20 protein-coding genes are annotated in these 26150 nt (G+C 59.8%); 7 read left to right on the top strand and 13 right to left on the bottom strand.

Annotated features, from left to right (window positions below; genetic code table 11):
- Both nuoN and JFU47_RS31845 read left to right on the top strand, forming a co-directional pair.
- A complete protein-coding gene (gene nuoN / locus JFU47_RS31840) occupies positions 1 to 1464 on the top strand; it encodes an NADH-quinone oxidoreductase subunit NuoN (protein WP_033057078.1) in 1464 nt (487 codons plus the stop codon).
- A 650-nt stretch (positions 1465 to 2114) separates the two neighbouring features.
- Positions 2115 to 3440, top strand: a complete 1326-nt coding sequence (locus JFU47_RS31845; RefSeq protein ID WP_201188320.1) for an OprD family porin — start codon at positions 2115 to 2117, stop codon at positions 3438 to 3440.
- Between the two features lie 172 nt (positions 3441 to 3612).
- On the opposite strand, the gene JFU47_RS31850 is transcribed toward JFU47_RS31845, so the two are convergent.
- The 5 genes from JFU47_RS31850 to JFU47_RS31870 all read right to left on the bottom strand — a co-directional run bounded on the left by JFU47_RS31850 (position 3613) and on the right by JFU47_RS31870 (position 10166).
- Positions 3613 to 3945 (bottom strand): DUF2790 domain-containing protein, encoded by a 333-nt coding sequence (locus tag JFU47_RS31850; RefSeq protein WP_201188322.1) that lies wholly within the window; start codon positions 3943 to 3945, stop codon positions 3613 to 3615.
- Between the two features lie 79 nt (positions 3946 to 4024).
- Positions 4025 to 4225: a co-regulatory protein PtrA N-terminal domain-containing protein gene (locus tag JFU47_RS31855; protein WP_201188324.1), complete on the bottom strand. Its 201-nt coding sequence runs from the start codon at positions 4223 to 4225 to the stop codon at positions 4025 to 4027.
- Between the two features lie 202 nt (positions 4226 to 4427).
- The gene (locus JFU47_RS31860; protein ID WP_201188326.1) at positions 4428 to 7580 is read right to left on the bottom strand and encodes a CusA/CzcA family heavy metal efflux RND transporter; all 3153 of its coding nucleotides are present in this window, start codon (positions 7578 to 7580) and stop codon (positions 4428 to 4430) included.
- 65 nt (positions 7581 to 7645) lie between these two features.
- Complete coding sequence (locus JFU47_RS31865) at positions 7646 to 8845, bottom strand: efflux RND transporter periplasmic adaptor subunit (protein ID WP_201188328.1); 1200 nt, start codon at positions 8843 to 8845, stop codon at positions 7646 to 7648.
- A gap of 49 nt (positions 8846 to 8894) precedes the next feature.
- Positions 8895 to 10166 carry a TolC family protein gene (locus JFU47_RS31870; protein WP_201188330.1) on the bottom strand — a complete coding sequence of 424 codons (1272 nt, stop codon included), beginning with the start codon at positions 10164 to 10166 and terminating at the stop codon, positions 8895 to 8897.
- Positions 10167 to 10630: 464 nt separating this feature from the next.
- Between JFU47_RS31870 and JFU47_RS31875 the strand changes: the two genes are divergently transcribed.
- Entirely contained in the window at positions 10631 to 11305 is a 675-nt protein-coding gene (locus JFU47_RS31875; RefSeq protein WP_201188332.1) for a heavy metal response regulator transcription factor, read from the top strand.
- Complete coding sequence (locus JFU47_RS31880; RefSeq protein WP_201188334.1) at positions 11302 to 12711, top strand: heavy metal sensor histidine kinase; 1410 nt, start codon at positions 11302 to 11304, stop codon at positions 12709 to 12711. The genes JFU47_RS31875 and JFU47_RS31880 overlap by 4 nt, the downstream gene beginning before the upstream one ends.
- A 327-nt stretch (positions 12712 to 13038) precedes the next feature.
- On the opposite strand, the gene JFU47_RS31885 is transcribed toward JFU47_RS31880, so the two are convergent.
- From JFU47_RS31885 to JFU47_RS31910, 6 genes are read right to left on the bottom strand one after another with little or no spacing between them, the layout of a single operon-like run.
- Positions 13039 to 14781, bottom strand: a complete 1743-nt coding sequence (locus JFU47_RS31885; protein WP_201188336.1) for an ABC transporter substrate-binding protein — start codon at positions 14779 to 14781, stop codon at positions 13039 to 13041.
- Positions 14782 to 14828: 47 nt separating this feature from the next.
- On the bottom strand, positions 14829 to 15101 hold the full coding sequence (locus tag JFU47_RS31890) for a DUF2160 domain-containing protein (protein ID WP_008146061.1): 273 nt from the start codon (positions 15099 to 15101) through the stop codon (positions 14829 to 14831).
- Positions 15102 to 15111: 10 nt separating this feature from the next.
- The gene (locus JFU47_RS31895) at positions 15112 to 15912 is read right to left on the bottom strand and encodes a carbohydrate ABC transporter permease (protein WP_046047472.1); all 801 of its coding nucleotides are present in this window, start codon (positions 15910 to 15912) and stop codon (positions 15112 to 15114) included.
- An 8-nt stretch (positions 15913 to 15920) separates the two neighbouring features.
- Positions 15921 to 16787 (bottom strand): carbohydrate ABC transporter permease, encoded by an 867-nt coding sequence (locus JFU47_RS31900; RefSeq protein ID WP_123366279.1) that lies wholly within the window; start codon positions 16785 to 16787, stop codon positions 15921 to 15923.
- A 2-nt stretch (positions 16788 to 16789) separates the two neighbouring features.
- A complete protein-coding gene (locus tag JFU47_RS31905; protein WP_123366278.1) occupies positions 16790 to 17881 on the bottom strand; it encodes an ABC transporter ATP-binding protein in 1092 nt (363 codons plus the stop codon).
- Entirely contained in the window at positions 17881 to 18975 is a 1095-nt protein-coding gene (locus JFU47_RS31910) for an ABC transporter ATP-binding protein (protein WP_201188338.1), read from the bottom strand. Before JFU47_RS31910 ends, JFU47_RS31905 begins: the two co-directional genes overlap by 1 nt.
- A gap of 426 nt (positions 18976 to 19401) precedes the next feature.
- On the opposite strand from JFU47_RS31910, the gene JFU47_RS31915 reads away from it, so the two are divergent.
- Entirely contained in the window at positions 19402 to 21255 is a 1854-nt protein-coding gene (locus tag JFU47_RS31915; protein WP_201188340.1) for a sigma-54-dependent Fis family transcriptional regulator, read from the top strand.
- A 274-nt stretch (positions 21256 to 21529) separates the two neighbouring features.
- Here JFU47_RS31915 and cysS read toward each other — a convergent pair whose 3' ends face one another.
- Positions 21530 to 22912, bottom strand: coding sequence for a cysteine--tRNA ligase (gene cysS / locus JFU47_RS31920; RefSeq protein ID WP_201188342.1), 1383 nt, complete (start codon positions 22910 to 22912; stop codon positions 21530 to 21532).
- Between the two features lie 15 nt (positions 22913 to 22927).
- On the bottom strand, positions 22928 to 24625 hold the full coding sequence (locus JFU47_RS31925) for a glutamine--tRNA ligase/YqeY domain fusion protein (protein WP_201188344.1): 1698 nt from the start codon (positions 24623 to 24625) through the stop codon (positions 22928 to 22930).
- Positions 24626 to 24885: 260 nt separating this feature from the next.
- Here JFU47_RS31925 and JFU47_RS31930 point away from each other — a divergent pair, with 260 nt between their 5' ends.
- Positions 24886 to 25392, top strand: a complete 507-nt coding sequence (locus JFU47_RS31930; protein ID WP_201188346.1) for a peptidylprolyl isomerase — start codon at positions 24886 to 24888, stop codon at positions 25390 to 25392.
- Positions 25389 to 26141, top strand: coding sequence for a UDP-2,3-diacylglucosamine diphosphatase (lpxH, locus tag JFU47_RS31935; protein ID WP_201188348.1), 753 nt, complete (start codon positions 25389 to 25391; stop codon positions 26139 to 26141). Before JFU47_RS31930 ends, lpxH begins: the two co-directional genes overlap by 4 nt.
- Positions 26142 to 26150 lie beyond the last annotated feature (9 nt).

The following is a 26150-nucleotide window of genomic DNA, read 5'->3' on the forward strand; positions in this document are numbered from 1 at the left end:
ATGGAATTCACGACTCAACACTTTATTGCGCTTGCGCCGTTGTTGATCACCAGCGCCACGATCATCGTGGTGATGCTGGCGATCGCCTGGCGCCGCAACCACTCGCAGACCTTCCTGATTTCCGTGGCGGGTCTGAACCTGGCGTTGCTGTCGATCCTGCCAGCCCTGAAAGTCGCGCCTCTGGCCGTGACTCCACTGCTGCAAATCGACACCTTCGCCTGCTTGTACATGGCGCTGATCCTGGTCGCCACCCTCGCTTGTGTCACCCTCGCCCACGCCTACCTCGGCGATGGCGGTTCGGGTTACCCGGGCAACCGTGAAGAACTTTACCTGCTGATCCTGATGGCCGCCGCTGGTGGCCTGGTGCTGGTCAGCGCGCAGCACCTGGCCGGGTTGTTCATCGGTCTGGAACTGCTCTCGGTACCGGTCTACGGTCTGGTGGCGTATGCCTTCTTCAACAAGCGTTCGCTGGAAGCCGGTATCAAGTACATGGTGCTGTCGGCCGCCGGTTCCGCGTTCCTGTTGTTCGGCATGGCCCTGCTCTACGCCGACTCCGGCAGCCTGAGCTTCGTTGGCATCGGCCAGGCCCTCGCGGCCACCGGCCTGCCAAGCTCGCTGGCGCAACTGGGCCTGGGCATGATGCTGATCGGTCTGGCGTTCAAGCTGTCGCTGGTACCGTTCCACCTCTGGACTCCGGACGTTTACGAAGGTGCTCCGGCTCCGGTGGCGGCGTTCCTGGCCACCGCTTCGAAAGTCGCTGTGTTCGCAGTGATGGTGCGTCTGTTCCAGATCTCGCCAGCGGCGAGCAGCGGTGTACTGAGCGACGTGCTGACCATCATCGCCATCGCGTCGATCCTGTTCGGTAACCTGCTGGCACTGACCCAAAGCAACCTCAAGCGTCTGCTGGGTTACTCGTCCATCGCTCACTTCGGTTACCTGCTGATCGCCCTGGTGGCGAGCAAGGGTCTGGCCGTGGAAGCCATCGGCGTGTACCTGGTCACCTACGTGATCACCAGCCTCGGCGCGTTCGGCGTGATCACGCTGATGTCCTCGCCGTACAACGGCCGTGACGCGGATGCCCTGTACGAATACCGCGGCCTGTTCTGGCGCCGTCCGTACCTGACCGCCGTACTGACCGTGATGATGCTGTCCCTCGCCGGTATCCCGCTGACCGCGGGCTTCATCGGCAAGTTCTACATCATCGCCACCGGTGTCGAGTCGCACCAATGGTGGCTGGTCGGTTCCCTGGTACTGGGCAGCGCCATCGGCGTCTTCTACTACCTGCGCGTCATGGTCACCCTGTACCTGATCGAACCGAACCTGCGTCGTCACGATGCGCAACTGCACTGGGAACAACGTGCAGGCGGCGTGATGCTGCTGGCGATCGCTGCACTGGCGTTCTTCCTCGGGCTGTACCCGCAGCCGTTGCTGGTGCTGGTTCAGCAGGCGGGATTGGCGGGTTGATCGCTTAAGCGACACTCGGTAGTAAACAAAAACGGCACCTTCGGGTGCCGTTTTTGTTTTGGGGGGATTGAAGATCTCCTATCAGATCCAAGAACCATGAAGCGGATCGGCGCCATGAAGGGCAAACTCGTATTTCCCAATGACATCGATACCTCTCTGTCAGACAGCCAGCTAGATACCTACGAAAGGTAGAAGCCACATCTGCGCACATGGATCTATCAGACCCACCCTGACCAATGTGGGAGCGAGCCTGCTCGCGATGGCGTCGGCATGTTCAACATCGTCATTGCCTGACATTCCGCTATCGCGAGCAGGCTCACTCCTACAGGTTGTGTGCCGTTCGCTAATTCTGTGGCCACCCCGGATCACTGTGGGAGCGTGGCTTGCCCGCGAAGGCGTCAGGTCAGTCGACATCATCATTGCCTGACACTCCGTATTCGCGAGCAAGCTCGTTCCCACAGATTTCAGAGGTGCACCCGCATGGCTTGGCGTTCCACCCGCATAACGAAATTGTAATTCCCGCATCACCTTGGCGTTATCCGCAGCTTGCAACGATGTCACCCGGCGACCATGCCGGCGGGCCTTCTCCGCCGAATAATAAAACCCACGCCGAAGCACGTTCCCGTTCTGCCGAACCCAAGGAGTGTTTGATGGTTAACAATACAAAAATGTCGATGGCCGCTTTAGCGGTGGTGGTCGGCTCCGGGCCGTCCATGGTGATGGCGGATGATAAAGCCGAAGGGTTTATCGAGGGCAGCAGCCTGACGGTGCTCAATCGTAACTTCTACTTCAACCGTGATCACCGCAACGGCCAGTCCAGCCCCACCGGCAATGGTTATTCCGAAGCCTGGGCCCATGCGGTGATCAGCAAGTTCGAATCCGGGTTTACCCAAGGCACTGTCGGCGTCGGTGTCGATGCGTTTGCGATGATCGGTTTGAAGCTCGACACCGGTGACGGGCGCAACGGTGGCCGTAGTTCGTTTGATGTGCTGCCAGTCAACAGTGATGGCGAGGCGCGGGATGAGTACACCAAGGTGGGTGGCGCCGCCAAAGTGCGAGCTTTCGATACGGTGGTCAAGGTCGGTGACGTGTTCCCGGCCAACCCGGTGGTGGCGGCAGGTGACTCGCGATTGCTGCCGGAGAGCTTTCGCGGTGTGACGGCGGTCAACACCAGCATCGAGGGGCTGTCGGTTCAGGGCGGTCGGTTGCATGCGATGAGCCAACCCGTGTCCAGCGACATGCGCGAGAACTTCGCCACGTTTTATGCCGGCCCGGTCAATTCGCCATGGATCGCTTACGGCGGCGGCGACTATGCGCTGAACAAGAACCTCAGTTTCAGCCTGTACTCCAGCCGCCTCAAGGATGCCTGGAATCAGTACTACGCCGGCACTGCCTGGACCTACCCGCTATCGGATGACCTGTCGCTGTTTGGCGGCCTGAACTATTACAAGGCTGTCGACGAAGGCAAACAACTGCTCAGCAAGTTCGACAACAACATCTGGAGCGCCCGGGTCGGGGTGAAACTCGGCGCGCACTCCGTTGCTCTTTCACACCAGCGCAACAACGGCAATGACGACTTTGATTACCTGCGTCAATCCGACTCGATCTTCCTCGACAACTCCATCCAGTACAGCGACTTCAACTCGCCCAAGGAACGTTCATGGATGGTGCGCTACGACCTCGACATGACCACTTACGGCGTGCCAGGGCTATCGTTCATGACTCGTTACGCCCGAGGCACCGACGCCGATTACTCCAACGCCAACGCCGTGTACATGCGCCGCGATGCTGACGGCAATCCGCTGACCGACCAGAAGCGCTGGGAGCGTGATGTCGAAGTCAAATACGTGGTGCAGAGCGGTTCGATGAAAGACCTGTCGCTGCGTTTGCGCCAGGCCACGACTCGCGCCACGGCGTTTGAATCGGATCTGGATGAAGTGCGAGTGATTGTCGAGTACCCGCTGGCGATTCTCTGATTGAGCGGTTGATACACATTCACCTTTAGAAGCTCCTTGCTCCTTTGGTAAGAGGTGAATCTTTGGCGTCCTTCGGGGCGCCTTTTTTATGTGCGCCTGAATAAAACCTGCAGGTGCTGCCGAAGGTTCGGCAGCACCTGCAGGGAATCCGGTCCTGGCCATCCGGGCGGTGTCAGCCGCCGCGATTGCGGCAATCCCCCGCCACGGTGTATTTGATGGTGTTGAGTTGGCCCTTGGAGTCTTCGTAGGTCATGGCGGTGGGGACTACGGCGCAGGCAGCTGGCGGGCGCACAACGCTCACCACTTTCACCACGTCCAGCTTCATTCCGTATTCGTAGTCCTGGACCAACGGCGCCGATTTGCCCTGGCGGGCCGCGTACTGCTCCATGGCTTTGGTATTGGCACTCAGCGCCCGCTCGAACGTCCGGTCACCACCGCCCTCGGCAAACACATTCAGGGACATCGTCAGCACGCTGGCGAACGTCATTAACTTAAGCACTTTCATATCCATTTCCTTCCAATCCTGGCTCATAAAAAAACCCGGCATCGAGACTCGATGACGGGCTTGTTCAAGTGCGATGCGCTTACAAGTCTTTGGTGTTGCCGTCTTTCTTTTCATTGACGACGACTGGGTCGCGAGCTTGTTCCTTGGCGACGAACAGTTCTACGGAGCGGTCATTGGCGGTCATCATTTTTTCGAAGGTCCGATCGCCGCCGCCTTCGGCCAAGGCCAGAGAAGACATCGCCAACGCTGCTGTAAAGGCACTGATTTGTACGAATTTCATGTTTGATTCCTCGTTTAAGTAGCTGACGGGATCAAGGTAACAATCCGAACCTTTCGTAACGGTGGCGCACAAATTACATATCCGTTATGTGCCAAATAAACTGTGGGAGCGAGCCTGCTCGCGAAAGCGGTGGGTCAGTCAACATCAGTGTCGGCTGACAGATTTGCTATCGCTAACAGGCTAGCTCCCACAGGAAGATCACCTATTCTGCTGGGGCTGTGTCTTCGTCTCGGCGATGGGCGAGCTGATACAGCGCCGGCAAGATCAGCAGCGTCAGGATGGTCGAGGACAGGATCCCGCCAATCACCACCGTCGCCAACGGTCGCTGCACTTCCGCGCCAGTACCGGTCGCCAGCGCCATCGGAATGAAGCCCAGGGACGCCACCAGCGCCGTCATCAACACCGGGCGCAGACGTGTCAGCGCGCCTACGTTGATCGCCTCAGACAGCGAACGCCCCTCCTCCCGCAGGTTGCGGATGAACGCGATCATCACCAGCCCGTTGAGCACCGCGACCCCCGACAACGCGATGAAGCCCACGCCTGCCGAGATCGACAGCGGAATGTCCCGCAACCACAGCGCCATGACCCCGCCGGTCAACGCAAACGGGATCCCGGTGAATACCAGCAAGCCGTCCTTGAGATTGTTGAACATCATGAACAGCAACCCGAACACCAACAGCAACGCCACCGGCACCACGATCTGCAGGCGCTTGGCCGCCGATTGCAGTTGCTCGAACTGCCCGCCCCAACTAGTCCAATAACCCGCAGGCACCTGCACCTCTCGCTCGATCACCTCGCCCGCCTCTTCGACGAACGAACCGAGATCGCGCCCGCGCACGTTGGCGCTGACGATCACCAGGCGCTTGCCGTTTTCGCGGCTGACCTGATTCGGCCCCAGCACCAGATCAAGGCTGGCGACTTCTTTCAAGGCAATAAAACCAATCTGATCAGCCGCGCCATTGAGCGGTGCCGGCACCGGAATCAACAGCGCCGACAGACCTTCGATGTCCTTGCGCATGGCATCGGACAACCGCACCACCATGTCGAAACGCCGGTCGCCTTCATACAATGTGCCGGCCTTACGCCCACCCACCGCGACGGCAATGGTGTCCTGCACATCGCCGACGTTGAGCCCGTAACGCGCCGCCTTGTCGCGATCGATGTTGATGGTCAGCACCGGCAGGCCGGTGGTTTGTTCGACTTTGACCTCAGAGGCGCCTTTGACCTTCTGCATGGCGGCGGCAATCTTCGCCGCGGTGGCGTTGAGCACGGCCATGTCATCGCCGAACACCTTGACCGCGACGTCGCTGCGCACGCCGGAGATCAGTTCGTTGAAGCGCAACTGAATCGGCTGCGACAGTTCATAGTTGCTGCCCGGCAACGTCGCCGCGGCCTGTTGCAGTTCCGCCATCAGGGTTTCGCGGGACTTGCCCGGGTCCGGCCATTGCTCTTTTGGCTTGAGCATCACGTAGCTGTCGGAGATGTTCGGCGGCATCGGGTCAGAGGCGATTTCGGCGGTGCCGGTGCGGGCGAACACGCGCTCGACTTCCGGCACTTTGCCGAGGATCAGGGTTTCCAGACGCTGCTGCATGTCCACCGATTGCGTGAGGCTGGTGCCCGGCACGCGCAAGGCTTGCAGGGCAAAATCGCCCTCGCTGAGGCTAGGCACGAACTCGCTGCCCATGCGGCCGGTCAGCACGCCGCTGAGCACAATCACGCCCAACGCCGCGCCCACCGCCACTGCCCGATGGCTCATCACCCACGCCAGCGCCGGCGCATACACCCGGCGCGCACCGCGCATCACCAGGCCCTCTTCTTCCTTGACCTTGCCGGTGACAAACAGCGCAATCGCGGCCGGAACAAAGGTCACCGACAGCAGCATCGCGCCGAGCAACGCGATAACCACAGTGAACGCCATCGGGTGGAACATTTTCCCTTCTACACCGCTCAAGGCGAAGATCGGCAGGTACACGACCATGATGATCAACTGGCCGAAAATCAGCGGCCGCCGAGCTTCTTTGGCCGCCGCAAACACTTCATGGAAACGCTCGGAGCGGTTCAGCAAACGCCCATGATGCTGCTGCGCGTGGGCCAGCCGTCGCAGGGTGTTTTCGACGATCACCACCGCGCCGTCGACGATGATGCCGAAGTCGAGTGCGCCCAGGCTCATCAGGTTGGCGCTGACCTTGTTGCTGTACATGCCGGTGAAGGTGAACAGCATCGACAGCGGAATCACCATCGCGGTAATCAAGGCCGCGCGGATGTTGCCGAGGAACAGGAACAGAATCGCGATCACCAGAATCGCGCCTTCGACCAGATTCTTTTTCACCGTGGCAATGGCTTTGTCCACCAGGTGCGTGCGGTCGTACACCGGCACCGCGATCACGCCTTCGGGCAGCGAACGGTTGATCTGTTCCAGCTTGCTGGCGACGGCCTGGGACACGGTGCGGCTGTTTTCGCCGATCAGCATGAACACGGTGCCGAGCACCACTTCACGGCCGTTTTCCGTGGCGGCGCCGCTGCGCATTTCGCGGCCGATGTCCACGGTGGCGACGTTCTTCACCCGGATCGGCGTGCCATCGACGTTGGCCATGACGATGTTGGCGATGTCCTCGGTGCTCGCCACTTGCCCCGGCGCACGAATCAGCAACTGCTCGCCGCTGCGCTCGATGTACCCCGCACCGACGTTGGCGTTGTTGCGCTCCAGCGCTGTGATCAGGTCAGTGAGGGTCAACTTGTAGGCTGCCAGCCGTTTCGGATCGGGGGCGATCTGGTATTCCTTGGCAAAGCCGCCGATGGTGTTGATCTCGGCCACACCAGGGACGTTGCGCAGTTGCGGCTTGATGATCCAGTCCTGAATCACCCGCAAATCCGTCGGCGTGTAGGCGCTACCGTCGTCCTTGAGCGCGCCGTCCCTGGCTTCCACGGTCCACAGGAAAATCTCGCCGAGGCCGGTGGAAATCGGCCCCATCACCGCTTCGGTGCCCTCGGGCAATTGCTCCTTGGCGATCTGTAACCGCTCGTTGACCAATTGCCGGGCGAAGAACAGGTCGGTGCCGTCCTTGAAAATCACCGTGACCTGCGACAGCCCCGAACGCGACAGCGAACGAGTCTGCTCCAGCGCCGGCAGACCGGCCATGGCGGTTTCAATCGGAAAGGTAATGCGCTGTTCGGTTTCCAGCGGCGAGAACCCGGCGGCGCCGGTGTTGATTTGCACCTGGACGTTGGTGATGTCGGGCACGGCGTCGATCGGCAGTTTTTGATAACTGGCGATCCCGAGGCCGGCCATGAGCAGAACGGCGAGCAGCACGATGATGCGCTGCTCGATGGCAAACTGGATCAGGCGTTCGAACATGAGAACCTTCTCGTCGAGGGTGCGAATCGATGGGCATTTTTAGTGGGAATCTTCAACGAGCTTCTTCAATGAGAGTGCTCGGCCGAGGCCTTGCCCAGTTCCGATTTGAGAACGAAGCTGCCGGCCGCAGCGACTTGCGCACCGGCCTCCAGCCCCTGCGTGACTTCCACCTGCCCCGCTGCACGACTGCCCAGTTCCACGGCCCGCGCCTCGAAGCCGTCGTCAGTGCGCACGAACACCGTGGGTTTGTCCTCGACGGTCTGGATCGCAGCTTCCGGCACCGCCACGTTGGCCTGACGGCTGTCGGTGGCGACCAGTGCGGTGACGAACAACCCAGGACGCCACGAACCTTGAGGGTTTTCCAAGGTGACGCGAACGGTGGCGGTGCGGGTCTGTTCGCCGAGCAAACTGCCGACGTAAGCCACCGTGCCGGCGACTTCCGCATTGAGTTCCGGGGCGCTGACGGTGACCGCTTTGCCCACTTGCACCTTGTTCAGATCCTTGGGCGAAACGCCGAAGGTCACCCACACTCGCGACAAGTCCGAGAGCGTGAACGCCGCCGTGGTTCCGTCGACCACCTCCCCTGGCGTCAGGTGCTTTTCCACCACCATGCCGTCGAACGGCGCTCGCAGTTCATAGCGATTGCCGCCGGTGGCAACCACGCTGCCACTGAGCACGCTGATCTTTTGCCGGGCGTTGTTCACGGCGATTTCGGCTTCTTCCAGCGCTTGGCGCGCCTGCAACACATCCTGCTCGGCGGAAATCTTGTCCTGCCACAACTGCTTCTCGCGCTCGTAGGTGGTGCGCGCCAAGGCCAAGCGCCGTTGCGCCGCAGCCTGTTCGCTGCGCTGATCGGAGATCTGCTGACTGGCGATCACCGCCAGCAGCTGGCCCTTCTTTACCCTCTGCCCGAGATTGACCGACACCGACTCGACCACCCCTGGCACCCGCGGTACGACGTGGGCGGTGCGGTCTTCGTCGAAGCGCACTTCGCCGGGGAACGACAAACCGAGGCTGATGCTTTGCGCCCGCGCTTCGGCCAGTTGAATGCCCGCCGCCGCGATCTGCTCGGCACTCAACGTCAGATGCCCCTCTTCGCCTTCGGCATGTTCGCCGTCGGCTGCTGCGCCTTCTTCGGCGTGGTCCGCATGCTCCGCCGCTTCATCGGCGTGGGCATCGATGGAGCCGTTGCCCGCCCACATCGAGCCAATACCAATGCCCAGCGCCAACGTCGCCACCGCGACAACGATCAGTTTTTTATCCATGGAAACTCCTCTGCGCCCTGTCATCGCGCAGTGATCTGAAAGGTGAAATTCAAGGGCTGACGGCGAATGCGCCGAGGTCGCCGAAAATGCGTTCGATGCGCACCCGCGCGTCCGTCGCCTCGGCAACAGCCTGGATGTATTGGGTGCGGGCGCTGATCAGGGTGCGCTGGGCGTCGAGCACGTCGAGGAAACCGAACTTGCCCATTTCGAAGCCGCGCGTGGCGCTGTCCACCGCACGTTGTGCGGCGGGCAGGATGGTCTGGTTGAACGCCTGGACTTCACCGTTGGCGGTCTGCCATTGCTTAAGGGTGGTCTGGATTTCGGTGCGCAAGCGCAGCTCGGTGGCGTTGCGCAGATCCCGCGCCTGATCGGTACGGCGCGCTGCCGCCAGCACGTTGCCCTGATTGCGGTTGAACAGCGGAATCGGCATCGACAGCCCGACCACGTTGACCCGCTCGCGCTCCAGTTCGCTGTACTGACTGCCGATGCTTACGGTCAGGTCGGGAATCCGTTGCGCCTTCTCCAGCCCCAACGACGCCTCGCGCTGATCGATCTGTAACGTGGCCAGCCGCAGCTCGGCGGTCTCGTTCAGGCGCTCCAGCAAGCGGGTCGGCGGCGGCATGGCGGGCATGCTTTGCGTGGCCGTCTGCACAGTGGTCGAAGTCGGTAACGGCGCGCCCATGACCTGCGCCAGTTGCTGATAGGCGTTGGCCCGATCGCGCTCCGCGCGGCTCAGTTCCAGTCGCACTTCGGAGCGTTGCACTTGCGCCCGTGTGCCTTCGACCGGCGACGACTTGCCCGCTTCGATCCGCCCCAGCGCCACGCGCAAACCGTGCTCGGCCAGTTGCAGCGACTGGCGAGACAACTGCAAGCGTTGCTGCGCAGTCTGGGCGCTGGTGAACGCCTGAATCACATCGGCGCGCAAGGCATTGCGCTTGCGCTCCAGTTCGATCCCGGCGGCGTCCTGGGCGCGGCTGGCGACATCGATCCGCGCACCGCGCTTGCCGCCCAGTTCAATCGGCTGGCTGAGCATCACTGTGGTGGTGCGCGAATCGCGGCGGGTGTCCTCGGCTTCCCAAGACACTTCGGGGTTGGGGATCAGACCGGCCTGCTGGCGGTCACCTTCGGCGATGCCGATTTCCCATTGCGCCGCTGCCAGATCCGGGTTGCCGGCGAATGCGGTTTGCAGGGCCTGATCGAGGGTCAGGGTCGATGCATTCGCAAGAGGCACGCCGGCCAGCAACAAACCGCCGCTGACCATGACCACCCACGCAGTTTTTTTCAGGCGTGACCGCGCCGTCAGTTCTCTTAAACCGGGCAATGGAGTACTTCCTTTAATCAAGAATCTTCGATGCCGCCACGGTAGGGTTTTGAACTTATCTACAAGGTGACTGAAACATTACAAATCCGTTATCCACGGTTACGCCAAGTTGTTTTGCTCTAACATGCAAAGTGCAAACAGCTAACTAGCAACACATAGAAACAAATGATGTGCCGTCATCCGCCGAACAGTACTTGCTTCAATTCAGCTCTCATGAGGCAGATGGATTTTTGTTCCCGCCCGCTGCGACAGGCTGTCGCAGACTGCGGTTTTAAAGCCTCAACACCGAGTTCTCGGTTGACTCTGTAGTCACTACAGCCTTTACCTTGCACGCCTGCAAACGGAGAAAACGCTGTAGGGAAATAGTGAGTCGTTATTCAAACCCGTCCGGAAGCCCTTACAAAAACAACAACTTTCCCGGCCACCTTAATTAAATATCCATTCAATGAAAGTGGTGATTGATCATGCGAATCCTTGTCGTCGAGGACGAGCTTAAAGCTGCCGAATACTTACATCAGGGACTGACGGAAAGTGGTTATATCGTCGACCACGCCGCCAATGGCGCCGATGGATTGCATCTGGCGCAAGAACAGGTTTATGACCTGATCATTCTGGATGTGAATCTGCCGGAACTGGACGGCTGGGGCGTGCTGGAACAACTGCGGCGCACCCACTCCACGCGGGTGATGATGCTCACCGCGCGCGGTCGCCTGGCCGACAAGATTCGTGGCCTCGATCTGGGCGCCGACGATTATCTGCTCAAGCCGTTCGAGTTTCCGGAATTGCTGGCACGGGTGCGCACTTTGATGCGTCGCAGCGAGAACATCCCGGTGCCGCAGGTACTGAAAGTCGCCGACCTGGAACTCGACCCTGGCCGTCATCGTGCGTTTCGTGGCGAACAGCGCATCGACCTGACCACCAAGGAGTTCGCCCTGCTGCATCTGTTGATGCGCCAGTCCGGCGAAGTGCTGACCCGTACCCAGATCATTTCGCTGGTGTGGGACATGAACTTCGACTGCGACACCAACGTGGTCGAAGTGTCGATCAGGCGTTTGCGGGCGAAGATCGATGACCCGTTCGACAACAAGTTGATCCACACCCTGCGCGGTGTCGGCTACGTGCTGGAGTCGCGGGAATGAAGCCGGCCAGCCTGTCGATGCGGCTGGGGCTGACGGTCAGTATTCTCGGCGCGCTGCTGGTGGTGTTCCTGGCGATCCTGGCGTATTTCGCCCTGACCCACGAGCTGAACGCGTTATCCAGGGACAGTCTGGAAAAGAAGATGGAGCAGGTTGAACACAGCCTGTCGCTGTACACCGACACCGGCGAAATCAGGACGAAACCGCACATCCTGCTTGATCAGGTCATGGGCCATGACAACCTCACGCTAACGATTTACGACCGCAGCAACCTGCGCACGCAACTGCTCAAATCCGGCACCGGCATGGCCGATCCGCGACTTGAATTGAAGGCGGTGCGGGCCGTCAGCGACGAGTTGGCCTACACCACCAGCACTGACGCCAAGGGGGCGAAATTCCTCACGGTGTCCAGGCTGATCCGCCTCAAGGACGGCACCCGCGTCCCGGTGCTGTTGTCGATGGACAACGCCCACGATGAAGCCTTGCTCAGCGCCTACCTGCGCTCGACCCTGATTGCCTTGCCGTTGCTGCTGATCTTTATCGGACTGAGTGCCTGGGGCGCGGTCCAGCGCGGTCTGGCGCCGATGCGCGAATTTCGCAAAGTGGCGGCGATGGTCTCGACCCAGGATCTGGATCATCGGCTGTCGGTGGTAAACATGCCCCAGGAGTTGAGCGAGCTGGCGCAAGGCATCAACTTCATGCTGCATCGGCTGGATGCCGGGGTGCAGCAGCTGTCGCAGTTCTCTGATGATTTGGCGCACGAGCTGCGTACGCCGATCAACAATTTGATGGGCAAGGCACAGGTGACGTTGTCCCGCGAACGCAGCGTGGATGAGTACAAGGATGTGCTGGTTTGCTGCACTGAAGAGCTGGAGCGCGTGGCACGGATTGTCTCGGACATGCTGTTTCTGGCACAGGTCAGTCACCCGTCGGCGCTCGCGCCGTTCGAGTCGGTTGCCCTGGAAGAAGAAGCCTGGAAAATCGCCGAGATGTTTTCCCTGTCGGCGCAGGACAAGCAGATCCATCTGAACGTGGTCGGCAGTGCGCGGGTAATAGGTGACCGGTTGATGATTCAACGGGCGATCTCGAATTTACTGTCCAACGCGCTGCGCCACTGCCCGGTCGGGAAAACCGTGACGCTGCTGATTGAGCGCGGCGCGACCCAGGTTTCGTTGCTGGTCAGCAACCCTGGCGCGGGGATTGAGGCACAGCATCTGCCGCACCTGTTTGATCGGTTCTACCGGGTCGACAGCAGCCGCTCGCGTTCACAGGGCAGCACCGGGCTGGGGTTGGCGATTGTGCGGTCGATCATGAGCCTGCATCAGGGGGTGGCCGAGGTGAAGAGCTTGCCGGGTGCGATGACGGTGTTTCGGTTGGGATTTCCCGCGGTTGAAGGGGTGGCGCGCTGAGGTTTCAGTCTCAAGACCTCCAATGTCCGGTCGGCCCCTTCGCGGGCAAGCCCGGCTCCCACAGTGATCGGGGGTGGCCACAGAATGTGTAGACACCACTGGAACCTGTGGGAGCGGGCTTGCTCGCGAAGGCGCCAGGTCAGTCGATACCTTGTTGCCTGACACACTGCAATCGCGAGCAGGCTCACTCTCACAGGAGTTGTGCCAGTCACCCATGCTGCGAACTCCGCCGATCATTGTGGGAGTGAGCCTGCTCGCGATGGCCATGGATCAGGCGCCAAAGAAAACGGCACCTCTCGGTGCCGTTCGCCTTCCGCGGTTCAGCCTTTACTTACGCGCATCCGCCCAGGACTTCAGCAGTTCGTTGTAGCTCACGGTCTCGCCCTTCGGCTTCTCGTTCGCCAGTTTCGGCTTCGGTGCACCCGGCTGATCGAACCAGTACTGCGCATCGCGCTCGGGGTTCATTTTCGGTGCGCAAGTGGCCTGGGCCTTCGAGCGTTCCAGACGGGTCATGATCGCGTCCTGATCTTTGGCCAGGCCATCAAGCGCCTGTTGCGGGGTTTTATCGCCACTGGCGGCTTCGGCGATGTGGCTCCACCACAGTTGTGCCAGACGCGGATAGTCCGGCACGTTGGTCCCGGTCGGGGTCCATTGCACGCGGGCCGGGCTGCGGTAGAACTCCACCAGACCACCGAGTTTCGGTGCCAGGTCGGTCATGGCTTGCGAGTTGATGTCCGACTCGCGGATCGGTGTCAGACCGACGATGGTTTTCTTCAGCGATACCGTTTTCGAAGTCACGAACTGCGCATAGAGCCAGGCCGCCAGTTTTTGTTTCTCAGGCGTGGACTTCATGAACGTCCAGGAACCCACGTCCTGATACCCAAGCTTCATGCCCTCTTCCCAATATGGCCCTCGCGGCGAAGGCGCCATGCGCCATTTCGGCGTGCCATCGGCATTCACCACTGGCAGACCCGGCTTGGTCATGTCGGCGGTGAACGCGGTGTACCAGAAGATCTGCTGGGCGATGTTGCCCTGGGACGGTACCGGACCGGATTCGGAGAAGGTCATGCCTGCCGCTTCCGGTGGCGCGTACTTCTTCAGCCAGTCGACGTATTTGGTGGTGGCAAACACCGCTGCCGGGCCGTTGGTATCGCCGCCGCGAGTCACGCTGGAACCGACCGGGTGGCAGTCTTCGACACGAATGCCCCACTCGTCCACCGGCAAACCGTTGGGCAAGCCCTTGTCGCCGCCACCGGCCATTGAGAACCAGGCATCGGTGAAGCGCCAGCCCAGGGACGGATCTTTCTTGCCATAGTCCATGTGCCCGAAGACCCGCTTGCCGTCGATTTCCTTGACGTCTTCGCTGAAGAATTTGGCGATGTCTTCATAGGCCGACCAGTTCACTGGCACGCCCAATTCGTAGCCGTATTTTTCCTTGAACTTGGCTTTCAGGTCCGCGCGTTCGAACCAGTCGGCACGGAACCAGTACAGGTTGGCGAACTGCTGGTCAGGCAGCTGATAGATCTTGCCGTCCGGAGCCGTGGTGAAGGAAATGCCGATGAAGTCCTTGATGTCCAGGGTTGGAGAGGTATACGCCTTGCCTTCGTTGGCCATCAGGTCGGTGATCGATTCGGTCTTGCCGTAGCGAAAGTGCGTACCAATCAGGTCCGAGTCGTTGACCCAGCCGTCATAGATGCTCTTGTCCGACTGCATCACGGTCTGCAGCTTTTCCACCACGTCGCCTTCTTGCAGCAGGTCATGGGTCACCTTGATCCCGGTGATCTCGGTAAAGGCCTTGGCCAGCACCTTGGACTCGTATTCGTGAGTGGTCAGGGTTTCGGAGACGACTTTGATGTCCATCCCGCGAAACGGCTCGGCCGCCTTGATGAACCACTTCAATTCCGCGAGCTGCTGGTCGGCCGTCAGGGTGGACGGTTTGAACTCGGCGCCAATCCATTTCTTCGCAGCGTCTTCATAGGCATCGGCCCAGGCTGCAGCGCTCAGCCCGCTGAGTGCCAGCATGGCTGCCAATGAAACGCTATGTCGCAGCTTATTGTTTTTGTCGAACATAGAGACCTCCTTTTAGGGTTTCGGAGCAACTTTGCCGAGCGATTCGACTAGCCCCAACGCATCACAGCCAACAGCCACACCAGGGACAACGCGAACGCCACCCAGATGCTCCAGTCGGTGACGCCGATTACCAGCAAATGCAGGTAGGCGCTGCCGAGAAGACCGATAAACAACCGATCGCCACGGGTGGTGGCAATCGGCAACAAACCACGCCGAAGAATGCTCGGCGAACGCAGTTCCCAGGTCGTCATGCCCACCAGGATCAAGGCAATGACGCTGAAGAATGCCGCCGTAGGGCCGGTCCAACTCATCCATTCCATCATCAGCTCCTCAGACCCGGCCCAAGGCAAAGCCCTTGGCCACGTGGTTGCGAACAAACCAGATCACCAGCATGCCCGGCAGGATAGTCAACACCCCCGCCGCCGCCAGCACGCCCCAGTCGATACCGGACGCGGAGACCGTGCGCGTCATCACCGCCGCAATCGGTTTGGCGTTGACCGACGTCAGCGTTCGCGCCAGCAGCAGCTCGACCCAGGAAAACATAAAGCAGAAAAATGCCGTCACACCGATCCCGGAGCCAATCAGCGGAACGAAAATCTTCACGAAGAACTTGGGAAAACTGTAGCCGTCGATGTAGGCGGTTTCGTCGATCTCCTTCGGCACGCCGGACATGAAGCCCTCAAGAATCCACACCGCCAGCGGCACGTTAAACAGACAGTGGGCCAGGGCCACCGCGATGTGGGTGTCGAACAAACCGATCGAGGAATACAACTGAAAGAACGGCAGCAGAAACACCGCCGGCGGTGCCATGCGGTTGGTCAGGAGCCAGAAGAACAAGTGCTTGTCACCGAGGAACCGATAACGCGAGAACGCATACGCGGCCGGCAATGCCACGCTCAGCGAAATCACCGTGTTCAGGCTCACGTAGTACAGCGAGTTCAGATAACCGGTGTACCAACTCGGGTCGGTGAAAATCACCTTGTAGTTGGCGAAGGTGAAATCCTGCGGAAACAGCGTCAGGCCGCTGAGGATTTCGGTATTGCTCTTGAAGGACATGTTCAGCAGCCAGTAGATCGGCACCAGCAGGAACAGGATGTAGATCAGCAGTGGAATCAGCTTTCTCTTGCTCATGGCGGGCCTCAGCGGTTGGCGTCAGAGTGAGTCATGGCGGTGTAGAACAGCCAGGACACCAACAGAATGATCAGGAAGTACACCAGCGAGAAAGCCGCCGCCGGGCCGAGGTCGAATTGCCCTACGGCCATCTGGGTCAGGGTCTGACTCAAGAAAGTCGTGGCATTCCCCGGACCGCCACCGGTCAGCACAAACGGCTCGGTGTAGATCATGAAACTGTCCATGAACCGCAGCATCACCGCGATCAGCAATACGCTCTTGAGCTTGGGCAGCTGGATGTGTCGGAAAACCGCCCAGGCCGATGCCCGATCAATCCGCGCCGCCTGGTAATACACGTCCGGAATCGCCCGCAGCCCCGAGAAACACAACAGCGCCACCAACGACGTCCAGTGCCAGACGTCCATCACCAGCACCGTGACCCAGGCGTCCATGGTGTTGGCCGCATAGTTGTAGTTCAGACCCATGGCCTTGAGGCTGGCGCCGAGCAGACCAATGTCCGCCCGACCGAAGATCTGCCAGATCGTCCCCACCACGTTCCACGGAATCAGCAACGGAATCGCCAGGATGATCAGCACCAGCGACGACCAGCGACCCTTGGTCGGCATGGTCAGGGCGATGGCGATGCCCAGCGGGATTTCGATCAGCAGCACACAGCCGGAGTAAATGAACTGGCGCAGCAATGAGTCATGCAGGCGCGGATCGAGCAGCACTTGCCTGTACCAGTCGGCGCCGACAAAGTAGCGGCTGGACTGGTCGAAAATGTCCTGCACCGAGTAGTTGACCACGGTCATCATCGGGACCACCGCACTGAACGCCACCAGCAAAAACACCGGCAACACCAGCCACCAGGCCTTGTTGTTCTGCACCTTGTTCATGGCTACGTCTCCAAGAGATATTCGTCGGCATACACCATCAACCATTGAGCCGGGAAGCTGATGTAGGCGGTTCCCTCAGGCACTGGCTTGTCTTCGGCCAGGCGCACTTTCAAAGGGGCGCCGTCGAGGTTCAGGGTCATGATCTTGTAGGTGCCGAGGTCTTCGACATGTACGACCTGTGCCTGCATCGCCTCATCAAACGGCTCGTCCCACACATGCACGAACTCCGGACGGATGCCGACCTTCAAGGTTTTCCACTCGGACTCGGCGATGCGTTTCTGCTGAGCATCGGAAAGCGGCAAATGAGTCGAGGCGAAACCGACACCGCCGGGCTGCGGCTGTACCTCGATCAGATTCATCCCCGGACTGCCGATGAAATAGCCGACAAAGGTGTGGCTCGGTCGCTCGAACAGTTCTCGCGGCGTGCCGAATTGCACAATCTGCCCGCCATACATCACCGCGATCTTGTCGGCGAAGGTCGAGGCTTCGAGCTGATCGTGGGTGACGTAGACCATGGTGATGTTGAACTGCTCGTGGATCTGCTTGAGCTTGCGCCTCAGCTTCCACTTCAGGTGCGGGTCGATCACGGTCAGCGGTTCATCGAACAGGATCGCCGACACGTCATCGCGCACCAGCCCACGGCCCATGGAAACTTTCTGCTTTTCATCGGCGGTGAGGTTGCGCGCCTTCTTGCTCAGCAGCGCCTGGAGGTCGAGGACTTCGGCGATTTCCTGCACCTTGCTGTGAATTTTCGCCTCGGCCATGCCCTGATTGCGCAGCGGGAAGGCCAGGTTGTCGAACACCGTCATGGTGTCGTAGACCACCGGAAACTGGAAAACCTGGGCGATATTGCGCTTCTCGGGGGTCAGGTCGTTGACCACTTTGCTGTCGAACAGCACCTGACCCTGAGACGGACTGAGCAATCCGGAAATGATGTTGAGCAAGGTCGACTTGCCGCAGCCCGAAGGCCCGAGCAGCGCGTAAGCACCGCCCTGCTCCCAGACGTGGTCCATCTCGCGAATCGCATAATCCTCGGGGCCGGTCGGCGTGCGGGTGTAACTGTGGGCAAGGTGCTGCAAACGGATTTCGGCCATCAGGCAACCCTCGCGATACGGCGACCGGGCGCCTGGACCAGCCGTCCGTGCATATCGAACACAAACAGTTTATGGGTCGGGATATAGATGCGAATCGGCGCATCGACGTCGTATTCGTGAACGCCGGGCAAGTGCAGCACCAACAGGAAATGTTCGTTGCGCACGTGCAGGAAGGTTTCCGACCCGCTGATCTCAGCCACCTCGACGGTGACTGCCAGTTCCAGGTCATCATCGTTGCTCGGCACCAGCGAAATATGGCTGGGCCGTACGCCAAAGCGGAATTCGCCCTCGCCCACCGGCCGCAGATCGACGTTCAGCGGGAAGTGCACGAAATTGGCGAAGCTGACTTCGTTGCCGGCGATACGCCCCGGCATCAGGTTGATCGGCGGCTCGGAGAACAGCTCTGCCGCCAGCACGGTTTGCGGCTGGTGATAAACCTCGGAAGACTTGCCGCTCTGGATCACCCGGCCTTCGTGAAGAATGGTGGTGGTGCCGCCCAGCGCCAGGGCTTCGTTGGGCTCGGTGGTGGCGTAGATGGCGATGGTGTGGCGAGCCTTGAACAGTTCGCGCATTTCCTGACGCAGTTCTTCGCGCAGTTTGTAGTCGAGATTCACCAGCGGCTCGTCGAACAGAATCAGCTCGGCATCCTTGACCAGCGCCCGGGCCATCGCCGTGCGCTGTTGCTGACCGCCGGAGAGTTCGAGGGGGTGGCGCTGGAGGAATTTCTCGATGCGCAACATCTTCGCGGTTTCCAGCACTTTGCTCTGGATCAGCTCATTGGACACACCGCCCTGGCGCAAGGGCGAGGCGATGTTCTCGAACACCGTCATGGTCGGGTAGTTGATGAACTGCTGATAGACCATCGACACATTGCGCAAACGCACCGGGCGCTGGGTGACGTCGACGCCGTTCATCAGGATCCGACCGCTGTCGGGCTTGTCCAGACCGGCCATGAGGCGCATGAGACTGGTTTTGCCGGACAGCGTACGCCCGAGCAAAACGTTGAAAGATCCGGGTTCGAAATTAAGGCACGCATCGTCGATCCAGGTCTGGCCCTCGACGGTACGGCTGACGTGCTCCAGGGTTAATGACATGGCTCGGCCTTTTTATTATTGGAGTCAAGCGACCGGAGCTACAGAGCGACATTCGTGCCAGAAACTGCAAACCGTTGATCCGGCTTGAGAATCCTGCAAATGGAAGAAAAACCGCGTTCGTTGCTGAACAGAAATGAACAACCGTGGCTGAACAATTGAACAATTCGGCGGTTGACAATGAACAATAGTGAACAACACTCTACGGATGCTTTTGCTGCGGAAAATTCTGAATTGCGCACGCCCTTGTAGCTGCTGCCGAAGGCTGCGTTCGGCGACGCAGTCGTCGTGAAATCAGGCGTCGCGGTGTATCAGGATTACCGCGTCTACAGGTTTTACGACGACTGCGTCGCCGAACGCAGGCTTCGCCAGCTGCTACAGGTTCGCGTTACTCATAACAAAAATAATAATGCTCAGAGATCGACTGCCATGGCCGCACCCGCCTTGCCGCTCTCCCACGACGCCATCATCCAGGACTCCTGGTCCCGTTGCCGCGCGTTCGGCCTTAATCATCAGAGCGCACCGGCGTTCGATCAGTTGCCGGCCGAGGGCATTGCGCAATTGCTGGAGAGCCAGCACTCACTGGTGCAAACCACTCACCAGGAAGTCTTGCCGTATTACGAGAACATCCTCAGCAACTCCAACTGCCTGATCATGCTCGCCGACAATCAGGGCCAGGTGCTGACGTCCTGGGGCACCCAGCGTTTTATCGAGCCGAACCTGACCCGCGGTTTCAACGCCGGTGCCAGCTGGATGGAACGCTGCAGCGGCACCAATGCGATCGGCACCGCCCTGGCCTGCGAACAGGCGGTGCACATCGAGCACGATGAACATTTCCTCAAGGCCAACCGCTTCATGACCGGTTCCGCCGCACCGATTTTCGATGCCGAACGCAAGGTCATCGCGGTGCTGGATGTGTCCAGCGACAGCTACCTGCCGCCGTCCCACACCCTCGGCATGGTCAAGATGATGAGTCAGACCGTGGAAAACCGGCTGATCCTCAACCTGTTCCATGGACAGCATTTCCAGCTGACCTTCAATACCGGGCTGAACAACCTCGACAGTCAATGGGCCGGGCTGCTGATTTTCGACGAGACCGGGCAGGTGCTGTCCGCCAATCGCCGGGCCGACAACCTGCTGGGCATCAGTCTGTCGCGGGTCAGCGTGGAAAGTTTGTTCAAGGTTTCATTGCTGGAGTTGCTAAATCAACCCGATGGTTTGCCGTTTGCCCTGCAAGCCTCCGGGCGCAACCGTTTCCAGTGCCTGTTGAAGCGGCCGAAACAGGCGTCGATTCGTGCGCGACTGTTTTCTGAAACCAAGGGTGCTGAGCCGAGTGCTGCGACAACGCCAGCCGCAATCAGCCTGAACACCCTGCACTTCGGCGACAGCCGCGTGGAAAAAGCCGTGCGTCAGGCCGAGCGGTTGCTGGAAAAAGACATTCCGTTGTTGATCCACGGCGAAACCGGGGTCGGCAAGGAAGTCTTCGTCAAAGCCCTGCACCAGGCCAGCTCCCGGAGCAAACAACCGTTCATCGCCGTCAACTGCGCGGCGATCCCCGCCGAACTGGTGGAATCCGAGCTGTTTGGCTACGAGAAAGGCGCGTTTACCGGCGCCAACCAGAAAGGCAGCATCGGGCTGATCCGCAAGGCCGACAAAGGCACCCTGTTCCTTGATGAAATCGGCGACATGCCGCTGCCAACCCAGGCCCGTTTGTTGCGGGTGTTGCAGGAACGCTGCGTGCAACCGGTGGGCAGCAGCGAGTTGTTCCCGGTGGACATCCGCATTATTTCGGCGACCAACCGCTCGTTGCGCGAACAGGTTCAGCTGGGGCGGTTTCGTGAGGATTTGTATTACCGGATTGGTGGTTTGACCCTGGAACTGCCGCCGTTAAGAGAACGCAGTGATAAAGAGGCCTTGTTCAAACGTCTGTGGGAACAGCACCGGGAGCCCTCGCAATGGGCCGGGCTGAGCCGTGAGGTGATGGAGTTGTTCGGACGTCATCCGTGGCCGGGGAATTTAAGACAGGTCAGCAGCGTGATGCAGGTGGCGCTGGCCATGGCCGAGGAACAACCGGTGCGGCCGGAGCATTTGCCGGATGACTTTTTTGTTGATTTGGAGATGGAGCCGGTGGATTTGCCAGTGCCGTTGGCGGTGGATTTGAATGATGCCGAGGATTTGAATCGGCAGTTGCAGGCGGCGGGAGGCAATATCTCGCATCTGGCTCGGCGGTTGGGAGTTAGCAGGAATACCCTTTATAAACGGTTGCGACAACTTGGAGATTAAGTCAGCCGGGCTACCCTCACCCCAGCCCTCTCCCAGGGGGAGAGGGAGCCGATCGAGGTGTCTGGCGTCATACATCGACCTGAAAAACCGAGGCGACTATGGATTCGCTGCAAGACTTTCAGGTCGCAAGATATGCCGAACATCCCCCGATCAGTCCCCTCTCCTGGGGGAGAGGGTTAGGGTGAGGGGGAATCTCAGGATGCCGCTGCACTCGCGGACAAACCATAAACAAAAACCCGCACAAGGCGGGTTTTGTTTGTAGCGAACGCAGCAATCAGTCAGCCAAACGCCAGGTCGTTCCACCCTTCCCGTCTTCCAGCACCACGCCCATGGCGGTGAGCTGGTCGCGGATGCGGTCGGATTCGGCCCAGTCTTTATTAGCACGAGCCGTCAAACGAGCCTGGATCAGTGCATCGACTTCAGCCGCATCAACCCGCCCTTCGGCGCCGGCCTGCAGGAAGTCATCCGCCTCAAGCTGCAACACACCCAGCACGCTGGCCAATTCTTTCAAACGAGCCGCCAGGCCCGCCGCCGCATCAAGATCGCTCTCACGCAGACGGTTGATCTCGCGAACCATCTCGAACAGCACCGCGCAGGCTTCCGGCGTGCCGAAGTCGTCGTTCATCACCTGGGTGAAGCGCTCGACGAAGGCTTCGCCGCCAGCAGGCGCCACGTTCGGCAGGCCTTTCAACGCATGGTAGAAACGCTCGAGTGCGCCCTTGGCGTCCTTGAGGTTGTCTTCCGAGTAGTTGATCGCGCTGCGGTAGTGGCTCGACACCAGCAGGTAACGCACGACTTCCGGGTGGTACTTTTCCAGCACGTCGCGAATGGTGAAGAAGTTGTTCAAGGACTTGGACATCTTCTCGCCATTGATGCGAATCATGCCGCAATGCATCCACGCGTTGGCGTAGGTCTTGCCGGTGGCCGCTTCACTCTGGGCGATTTCGTTTTCGTGGTGCGGGAACTCGAGGTCGCTGCCGCCGCCATGAATGTCGAAGGTCTCGCCCAGGCAGCAGGTCGACATCACCGAGCACTCGATGTGCCAGCCCGGACGACCGTCGCCCCAAGGCGAAGGCCAGCTCGGCTCGCCTGGCTTGGCGCCTTTCCACAGCACGAAGTCCAGCGGGTCCTGCTTGGACTCATCGACTTCGATCCGCGCACCGATGCGCAGGTCTTCGATTTTCTTGCGCGACAGCTTGCCGTAGCCCATGAACTTGGCGACGCGGTAATACACGTCGCCATTGCCCGGGGCGTAGGCGTAACCCTTGTCGATCAGGGTCTGGATCATGGTCTGCATGCCAGCGATATGATCGGTGGCCCGTGGTTCCATGTCCGGCTTGAGGATATTGAGGCGCGCCTCATCCTCATGCATCGCGGTGATCATGCGCTCGGTCAACACGTCGAACGGCTCGCCGTTCTCCTTGGCCCGATTGATGATCTTGTCTTCAATATCAGTGATGTTGCGCACATACGTCAGGTTATAACCGCTGAAGCGCAACCAGCGGGTCACCAGGTCGAACGCGACCATGCTGCGGCCGTGGCCAATGTGGCAGTAGTCGTACACGGTCATCCCGCAGACGTACATGCGCACATTGTTGCCATCCAGCGGCTTGAAGGCTTCTTTGCTCTTGGTGAGCGTGTTGTAGATCGTAAGCACTTTAGGTTCCTTGAATCACTGGCCCCACGAATCACGCAAGGTCACGGTACGGTTGAATACCGGAGCACCTGGTTTCGAGTCCTTGATATCCGCGACGAAGTAACCTTCGCGCTCGAACTGGAAACGGTCTTCCGGCTGTGCATTGCCAAGCGAAGGCTCAGCACGACAACCGGTGAGGACTTGCAGCGAGTCAGGGTTGATGTTGTCCAGGAAACTGGCGCTGTCTTCGGCCTTCTCAGGGTTGGCCGAGCGGAACAGGCGATCGTACAGGCGCACTTCGCACTCGACGCTGGCGGCGGCCGGCACCCAGTGAACCACGCCTTTGACCTTGCGGCCTTCAGGGTTCTTGCCCAGGGTTTCCGGGTCGTAGGAGCAACGCAGTTCGACGATGTTGCCATCGGCGTCCTTGATCGCTTCGTCGGCACGAATCACGTAGCTGCCGCGCAGACGCACTTCGCCGGCCGGTTCCAGGCGTTTGTAGCCTTTTGGCGGCTCTTCCATGAAGTCTTCACGGTCGATGTAGATCTCACGGGCGAACGGCAAAACGCGCACGCCCATGTCTTCTTTCGGGTGGCACGCCAGTTCGAGGTTCTCGACCTGGCCTTCCGGGTAGTTGGTGATCACGACTTTCAGCGGACGCAGCACGCACATGGCACGCGGGGCGCTGTGGTCGAGGTCGTCACGGATGCTGAATTCGAGCATGCCGAAGTCGACCACGCCGTCGGAACGGTTGGTGCCGATCATTTCGCAGAAGTTGCGGATCGATTTCGGCGTGTAGCCACGGCGGCGGAAGCCGGACAGCGTGGACATGCGCGGATCGTCCCAGCCATGAACGTGCTTTTCATCGACCAGTTGCTTGAGCTTGCGCTTGCTGGTGATCGTGTAGTTCAGGTTCAGACGGCTGAATTCGTACTGACGCGGTTGCGCCGGCACGGGCAGGTTCTCGAGGAACCACTCGTACAGCGGACGATGGCTTTCGAACTCCAGGGTGCAGATCGAGTGGGTGATGCCTTCGATGGCGTCCGACTGACCGTGGGTGAAGTCATAGTTCGGGTAGATGCACCACTTGTCGCCAGTCTGGTGGTGATGCGCGTGGCGGATGCGATACATGATCGGGTCGCGCAGGTTCATGTTCGGCGAGGCCATGTCGATCTTGGCCCGCAGCACGCGTGCGCCGTCCTTGAATTCACCGGCCTTCATGCGGGCGAACCAGTCCAGGTTCTCTTCCACGGAGCGATCGCGGAACGGGCTGTTCTTGCCCGGCTCGGTCAGGCTGCCGCGGTATTCCTTGGCCTGTTCAGGGCTCAGGTCATCAACGTAGGCCTTGCCGGCCTTGATCAGCTCAACGGCCCAATCGTGCAACTGGTCGAAATACTGCGAGGCGTAGCGCACTTCACCGGACCATTCGAAGCCCAGCCATTTGACGTCGCTTTCGATCGCGTCGATGTATTCCTGGTCTTCCTTGGCCGGGTTGGTGTCGTCGAAACGCAGGTGCGTGACGCCGCCAAATTCCTGGGCCAGGCCGAAGTTCACACAAATCGACTTGGCGTGACCGATGTGCAGGTAGCCGTTGGGCTCAGGCGGGAAACGGGTGACGATCTGCGTGTGCTTACCCGAGTCCAGGTCCGCCTGGATGATCGGGCGCAGGAAATTGACCGGCACGGCAGGGCCGGTCTTGGAATTCGAGGTAGGGTCGACAGTGGGCTTGCTCATAGGATCCTTGAACGTACAAGTGCGCGGCCAGTTGGCCAAATCAAAGCGGCTGTTAAAACAAAGGGGCTTATCATAGCCGATGCCGTCAAGTCGCTGACAGCGCAGGGCAAAAAACGGCTGCATTTAATCGGATGCAAATGAAAAACAGCCTCGAAATTCGCGCTTGGCACGCTAAACTGCGCATCTTGGCCAAAATTGGCCGGACCGGTTGAGGGCTTCAACGCCCCGAAACCCACGAATTATTAGAAAGAGTACCGATCATGACCCAAGTCAAACTGACCACCAACCATGGCGACATCGTCCTGGAACTGAACGCAGAGAAAGCCCCGATCACCGTGGCCAACTTCATCGAGTACGTCAAAGCCGGTCACTACGAAAACACTGTTTTCCACCGCGTCATCGGTAACTTCATGATCCAGGGCGGCGGTTTCGAGCCAGGCATGAAAGAAAAGAAAGACAAGCGTCCAAGCATCCAGAACGAAGCCGACAACGGTCTGCCGAACGAGAAGTACACCGTTGCCATGGCCCGCACCATGGAGCCGCATTCGGCTTCCGCCCAGTTCTTCATCAACGTGGCTGACAACAGCTTCCTGAACCACAGCGCCAAGACCACTCAAGGCTGGGGCTACGCGGTATTCGCCAAAGTCGTTGCAGGCACCGACGTGGTCGACAAGATCAAAGGTGTTTCCACCACCATGAAGTCCGGCCACCAGGACGTACCAGCAGAAGACGTGATCATCGAGAAAGCCGAGATCATCGAAGCGTGATATTGCTGATTTCAGACTTGCATCTGGAAGAGGAGCGCCCGGACATTACCCGGGCGTTTCTGGATTTGCTTGCCGGACGCGCCCGCTCGGCGAGTGCGTTGTACATCCTGGGCGACTTTTTCGAGGCGTGGATTGGCGACGATGCCATGACGCCGTTCCAGCGTTCCATCTGCCAGGCCCTGCGCGAACTCAGCGACAGCGGCACGGCCATTTTTCTGATGCACGGCAATCGCGACTTCATGCTCGGCCAGGCCTTCTGCAAACAGGCCGGCTGCACGTTGTTGAAAGACCCGAGCGTCGTGCCGTTTTACGGCGAGCCGGTGCTATTGATGCACGGCGACAGCCTCTGCACCCGCGACGAGGCTTATATGAAGCTGCGTCGCTATCTGCGTAATCCGATCACCCTGTTCATCCTGCGGCACCTGCCTTTGCGGACTCGCCATAAACTGGCGCGCAAGCTGCGCAGTGAAAGCCGTGCGCAGACGCGGATGAAGGCCAACGACATTGTGGATGTCACGCCGGAAGAAGTGCCGCGGATCATGCAGGCCTATGGCGTGAAGACCTTGATCCATGGGCATACCCATCGCCCGGCCATTCACAAATTGCAGATTGGCGAGCAGGCGGCCAAACGGATTGTGCTGGGGGATTGGGATCGTCAGGGGTGGGCGTTGCAGGTGGATGAGCAAGGGTTTGCGTTGGCGCCGTTTGATTTCGCCCCGCCGCCACAACTGGCAGCACCCGCGAACTGACTACCGAAC

The sequence above is a fragment of the Pseudomonas sp. TH39(2020) genome (assembly GCF_016650715.1).
GTDB classification, from domain to species: domain Bacteria; phylum Pseudomonadota; class Gammaproteobacteria; order Pseudomonadales; family Pseudomonadaceae; genus Aquipseudomonas; species Aquipseudomonas mandelii_C.

Coding starts and splice junctions, on each gene's coding strand:
- nuoN (WP_033057078.1), top strand. CDS start 1: ATGGAATTCACGACTCAACACTTTATTGCGCTTGCGCCGTTGTTGATC.
- JFU47_RS31845 (WP_201188320.1), top strand. CDS start 2,115: ATGGTTAACAATACAAAAATGTCGATGGCCGCTTTAGCGGTGGTGGTC.
- JFU47_RS31850 (WP_201188322.1), bottom strand. CDS start 3,945: ATGAAAGTGCTTAAGTTAATGACGTTCGCCAGCGTGCTGACGATGTCC.
- JFU47_RS31855 (WP_201188324.1), bottom strand. CDS start 4,225: ATGAAATTCGTACAAATCAGTGCCTTTACAGCAGCGTTGGCGATGTCT.
- JFU47_RS31860 (WP_201188326.1), bottom strand. CDS start 7,580: ATGTTCGAACGCCTGATCCAGTTTGCCATCGAGCAGCGCATCATCGTG.
- JFU47_RS31865 (WP_201188328.1), bottom strand. CDS start 8,845: ATGGATAAAAAACTGATCGTTGTCGCGGTGGCGACGTTGGCGCTGGGC.
- JFU47_RS31875 (WP_201188332.1), top strand. CDS start 10,631: ATGCGAATCCTTGTCGTCGAGGACGAGCTTAAAGCTGCCGAATACTTA.
- JFU47_RS31880 (WP_201188334.1), top strand. CDS start 11,302: ATGAAGCCGGCCAGCCTGTCGATGCGGCTGGGGCTGACGGTCAGTATT.
- JFU47_RS31885 (WP_201188336.1), bottom strand. CDS start 14,781: ATGTTCGACAAAAACAATAAGCTGCGACATAGCGTTTCATTGGCAGCC.
- JFU47_RS31890 (WP_008146061.1), bottom strand. CDS start 15,101: ATGGAATGGATGAGTTGGACCGGCCCTACGGCGGCATTCTTCAGCGTC.
- JFU47_RS31895 (WP_046047472.1), bottom strand. CDS start 15,912: ATGAGCAAGAGAAAGCTGATTCCACTGCTGATCTACATCCTGTTCCTG.
- JFU47_RS31900 (WP_123366279.1), bottom strand. CDS start 16,787: ATGAACAAGGTGCAGAACAACAAGGCCTGGTGGCTGGTGTTGCCGGTG.
- JFU47_RS31905 (WP_123366278.1), bottom strand. CDS start 17,881: ATGGCCGAAATCCGTTTGCAGCACCTTGCCCACAGTTACACCCGCACG.
- JFU47_RS31910 (WP_201188338.1), bottom strand. CDS start 18,975: ATGTCATTAACCCTGGAGCACGTCAGCCGTACCGTCGAGGGCCAGACC.
- JFU47_RS31915 (WP_201188340.1), top strand. CDS start 19,402: ATGGCCGCACCCGCCTTGCCGCTCTCCCACGACGCCATCATCCAGGAC.
- JFU47_RS31925 (WP_201188344.1), bottom strand. CDS start 24,625: ATGAGCAAGCCCACTGTCGACCCTACCTCGAATTCCAAGACCGGCCCT.
- JFU47_RS31930 (WP_201188346.1), top strand. CDS start 24,886: ATGACCCAAGTCAAACTGACCACCAACCATGGCGACATCGTCCTGGAA.